Origin of the sequence: Streptomyces sp. NPDC006265 (assembly GCF_040613555.1) — a bacterium.
Lineage (GTDB): Bacteria > Actinomycetota > Actinomycetes > Streptomycetales > Streptomycetaceae > Streptomyces.
Map to the genome: position 1 here is coordinate 1 of NZ_JBEXSH010000777.1, position 4,439 is coordinate 4,439.

Consider the following 4,439-nt stretch of genomic DNA (forward strand, 5'->3'; position numbering starts at 1 on the left):
AAGTACGTCCAGTACGAGGGCTTCCGGCCGGCACGCCGAGAGCACGCACCAAACGCCGCTCCTCAACGGGCAAACGTTGCCTGCCGCGGCACTAGCCGCAGGTGAACCTGGACGCTGCCCAGTCCACCGGCATCAGGTTGTCGAGGGCGCTGCGTGGTTCCACCACCGGCCGCACCGTGCTGCGGCCGGTGAGGTTCACATGGACGGGAACGGCCGGGTCGCGGCCCTCGACCAGCGGGGACCGCCACAGCCGGGCACCGTCGGCGTAGACGGAGAAGTACACCGTGCCGAGCCGCAGCGTCGTGTCGTCCACACCCACGAGCGCGACGTACGACGAGCAGGAACGGTTCAGGTCGATGGTGACGGACGAGCGGCCGTGCACGGTGACGCCGTGGGCGTACCGCTGGTCGCCGACCGACAGGCCGGAACGCTTGCCCGCGTGCGCAGCCGCCCCCGGGCGTAGGTGCCGAGCTGGTCGGCGTAGCGGGCGCAACCCTCGTCGCCGGTGAGCGTGGCGCTGACGTGGGCCTGGAGGTAGGCCTGCGTGAGGCCCTCGCGGGCCCGGCTGGCGAGCACGCGCGTGCCGTTGGCGTCCAGCCCGAACAGCGTGGCGACCTCGCTGGGCGACTCGTCCTCGATCTCGGTGTGCCACAGCACGGCCTGCCAGCGCTCCGGCAGCGACCGGAAGGCCCGCATGGCCATGGACTGCTCGGCCTGGTGCATCGCCCTTACGTCCGCACTCATCCGTGGGGACTTGTCGCACGGCAGTACTAGGGGGGTGTTTCGAAAGTCCTGTGCGGTGCCCGCGGTGTCCGGTGCGTGCTCTCGGCGTGCCGGACGAAAGCCCTCGTACTGGACGTACTTGGGATTTCGGTTGGTGCGGCGAGAGTGCGTGCCGGGCGCCGTGGGGGCTGTGCGGGACTTTCGAAACACCCCCTAGGCGGTCACTCATTCGGGGAAGGCCCCCCGTTTCGCTCCGGGAGGGGAGGGTTCCCCGCCCGAGCCCGGGGGCTCACTCGGCCCGGGGCTGTTCGCCCCGAGCCTCGATTCCCCGGCCCCGTGGCTCACGCCGGTCGCGAACGCAGCCCCTCCAGCAGGATGTCCAGCAGCCGGGCCGACGCGGCCGCCTGCTGAGCGGCGTCCGGCAGTGAGGGCGCGGCCGTGGCGATCACCAGCAGCACGTCCGACACCGACACGTCAGCCCGCAGCTCACCGGCCGCACGCGCCCGGTCCACGAGCTGGCCCACGACCTCGAGCAGCGCCGACGTCCCGGCGTCGTCCTCGGCCGCCGGTACCGAAGCGACCGCCACGGGCTGATCCGGCACCAGCCGCAGCTCCGTCGTGCCCGGCTGGGTCCGCTGCTGCGGCACCCGCGGGCCTCCGGGGCCGTCCTCGACCGAGACCCGCAGCACCTGCGGCGGCAGCAGCCGCCCGGCGCCGGAGGCCACCGACGTCCGCAGGAAGCGCGACAGCGCCGACCACGGCTCGTCCTCCTGCCCGAGCGCCGCACGCGCCTGGTCGGTCAGCCGGGAGGTCTCCTCCTCGGCTATCCGCCGCACCAGGACGTCCTTGCTCGGGAACCGCCGGTACACCGTGCCCACACCGACTCGCGCGCGCCGCGCCACGTCCTCCATCGGCGCGCCGTACCCCAGCTCGCCGAAGACCTCGCGCGCCGCACGCAGCACGTGCTCCAGATTGCGCTGTGCGTCCACGCGCAGCGGCGTCGTCCGCGACACGTCGCGTCCGTTGCCGGCCGCCGCGCTCATGGTCATGCCGCCCGCCGCGAGTGCGGACGCGGGCGACCAATGAGAGTCCTGAACATGCATAAGCCATCCCCCGGTAATGACGTCTCCCCCCGGAGACACTCCCCGCCATACGATGCCGGAGCGAGGAAACGGCCCCGGTCCCGCGGCCCGCCCGTCGCGGACCCCGGTGAGCACATCCCCCTACACCCCGTCGACACACGAACATAGTTGAGAGGGAGTCAATTCAGAAGGGGCAGGTTCCGCACGGAGCGCCCACCGATCGGAGTACGGGCCGCATACGTCCCGAATGTGCCCCCGCGCGCCCCCCGCACCACCCGTTCTGACCTGCATGTATGCATCGAAGGTCGGTATTCCGGCCAACTCCGCGCGCTCTCCCGCTCCGGTCACACAATTCGTCGAGGCTGTGGACAAACGCAAGCGACGGGTGCGTCATGGGATGGTGAAGGAACGTGCGCGCATTCTCGTTGTCGGTGGCGGCTACGTCGGGATGTACACGGCCCTGCGCCTGCAGCGCAGACTGAAACGGGAACTGGACCGGGGCGAGGTCGAGATCACCGTCGTCACCCCCGACCCGTACATGACCTACCAGCCGTTCCTCCCCGAGGCCGCCGCCGGCGCGATCTCACCCCGGCACGTCGTCGTACCGCTGCGCCGCGTGCTCGACCGGTGCCGGATCCTGATCGGCGAGGTCACCGCGGTCGACCACGCCAAACGCACCGCCAGCGTCACCACCCTCGCCACCGGGGAGGAGGGTACGGGCGGGCAGCGGCTCTGCTACGACCAGCTCGTCCTCGCCCCCGGCTCCGTCTCGCGCACCCTGCCGGTCCCCGGCCTCGCCGACCACGGCATCGGCTTCAAGACCGTCGAGGAGGCCATCGGCCTGCGCAACCACGTCATCGAGCAGATGGACATCGCCTCCTCCACCCGCGACCCCGCGATCCGCGACGCGGCCCTCACCTTCGTCTTCGTGGGCGGCGGCTTCGCGGGCGTGGAGGCACTCGGCGAACTGGAGGACATGGCCCGCTACGCCGCGCGCTACTACCACAACGTCCAGCCCGAGGACATGAAGTGGATCCTCGTCGAGGCCTCGGACCGCATCCTGCCCGAGGTCGGCGAGGAGATGGGCCGCTACACCGTCACCGAGCTGCGCCGCCGCAACATCGACGTCCGCCTGCAGACCCGCCTCGAATCCTGCACCGACCGGGTCGCCGTCCTCAGCGACGGCGCCCGCTTCCCCACCCGTACGGTCGTCTGGACGGCCGGCGTGAAGCCCCACCCGGTGCTCGCCGCCACCGACCTGACCCGCAACGGCCGCGGACGCCTCACCTGCACACCGGAACTGTCCGTCGAGGGCACCACGCACGCGTGGGCCGCGGGAGACGCCGCCGCCGTCCCCGACGTCACCGCGAGGGAGCAGGGCCGCGAGTGCGCCCCCAACGCCCAGCACGCCGTCCGCCAGGCCAAGGTCCTCGCCGACAACATCGTCCACTCCCTGCGCGGCGAACCCCTCGAGACGTACGAACACGCCTACGTCGGTTCGGTCGCCTCCCTGGGCCTGCACAAGGGCGTCGCCCATGTCTACGGGCGCAAGCTCAAGGGCTACCCCGCCTGGTTCATGCACCGCGCCTACCACCTCAGCCGCGTGCCCACCTTCAACCGCAAGGCGCGCGTGCTCGCCGAATGGGCGCTGGCCGGTCTGTTCAAACGGGAGATCGTCTCCCTGGGTTCACTCGAACACCCCCGGGCCGAGTTCGAACTCGCAGCCGGTGGAAAGCCTTCTCTGGACCCCCCGCACAACCCGAAGGGGTCGTCCTGACCGGACCCAGGAACTCCATCGTCCGGCCCGGCGTCTGACGGATGTCGGTCCGGTCCGCGCACTGCCAGACTGGTCCACTACCGCGGGCATGCCACGACTCGCCCCGGTGCGGGCCCTCCGGGGCCCCGGCCGGTTCCGGTGCCGGCCGCCGACCACTACACGAGGCAAGGATTCGTGAACTTCACGCGCTGGAGCGCCCGGCTCCCCGGAACGCAGCGCCGCGCCGCAGCGCGGACCGAGCAGACGGCCTCCCCGGACCGGCGGGGGGAAGGCTCCGTACCCACCGCCCGTGTCGAACAACTGACCGATGAGTCGCCGTCCGTACCCGCCGTCGACGAACTGCGGGTGCGTGAGGTCCTCGACCGCGCCCCCTCCCTCGTCGCCCTGGTCCACGGCCCCGACCACCGCATCGCCTACGTCAACGACGCCTACACGACCGCCTTCGGCGTACGTCCCCTGGGCGAATGCGCCCGCGGGGCGCTCCCCGAGCTGGACGCCCTCGGCCTGTTCCCCCTCCTGGACCAGGTCCAGCGCAGCGGCAAGCCGCGCACCGTCAAGTCCCGCAAGGCTCCCGACGGCCGCTCCTACACCTTCACCTGCACCCCGGTCACCCAGGGCGACGGCAAGGGCGGCAGCGACGGCCGCGGCGTCCTCGTCTTCGCCACCGACGTCACCGACCACGCCGAAGCCGCCGAACGCCTGCGCGCCAGCGAACGCCGCCAGCGCGAAACGGCGGTCACCCTCCAGCGCTCCCTGCTCCCCCAGGAGCTCGAAGAGCCGGACGACCTGCGCATCGCCGCCACCTACCACCCCGGTGGCACCGAAGCCGCGGTCGGCGGCGACTGGTACGACGTCAT

General features: G+C 71.8%; 3 protein-coding genes and 1 pseudogene. 2 read left to right on the forward strand and 2 right to left on the reverse strand.

The genetic code is table 11. The features are described 5' to 3' along the window. Positions 1-91: 91 nt before the first annotated feature. Positions 92-738 (reverse strand): annotated as a pseudogene (locus ABZ281_RS39690) (NPCBM/NEW2 domain-containing protein); the annotation flags it as partial. Between the two features lie 326 nt (positions 739-1,064). Beyond that, positions 1,065-1,826 carry a helix-turn-helix domain-containing protein gene (locus tag ABZ281_RS39695; protein ID WP_356662841.1) on the reverse strand — a complete coding sequence of 254 codons (762 nt, stop codon included), beginning with the start codon at positions 1,824-1,826 and terminating at the stop codon, positions 1,065-1,067. A 376-nt stretch (positions 1,827-2,202) separates the two neighbouring features. Between ABZ281_RS39695 and ABZ281_RS39700 the strand changes: the two genes are divergently transcribed. Then, positions 2,203-3,582 carry an NAD(P)/FAD-dependent oxidoreductase gene (locus tag ABZ281_RS39700; RefSeq protein WP_356662842.1) on the forward strand — a complete coding sequence of 460 codons (1,380 nt, stop codon included), beginning with the start codon at positions 2,203-2,205 and terminating at the stop codon, positions 3,580-3,582. Positions 3,583-3,756: 174 nt separating this feature from the next. Further along, a partial coding sequence (locus ABZ281_RS39705) for a PAS domain-containing protein (RefSeq protein ID WP_356662843.1) occupies positions 3,757-4,439 on the forward strand: 683 nt, incomplete at its 3' end.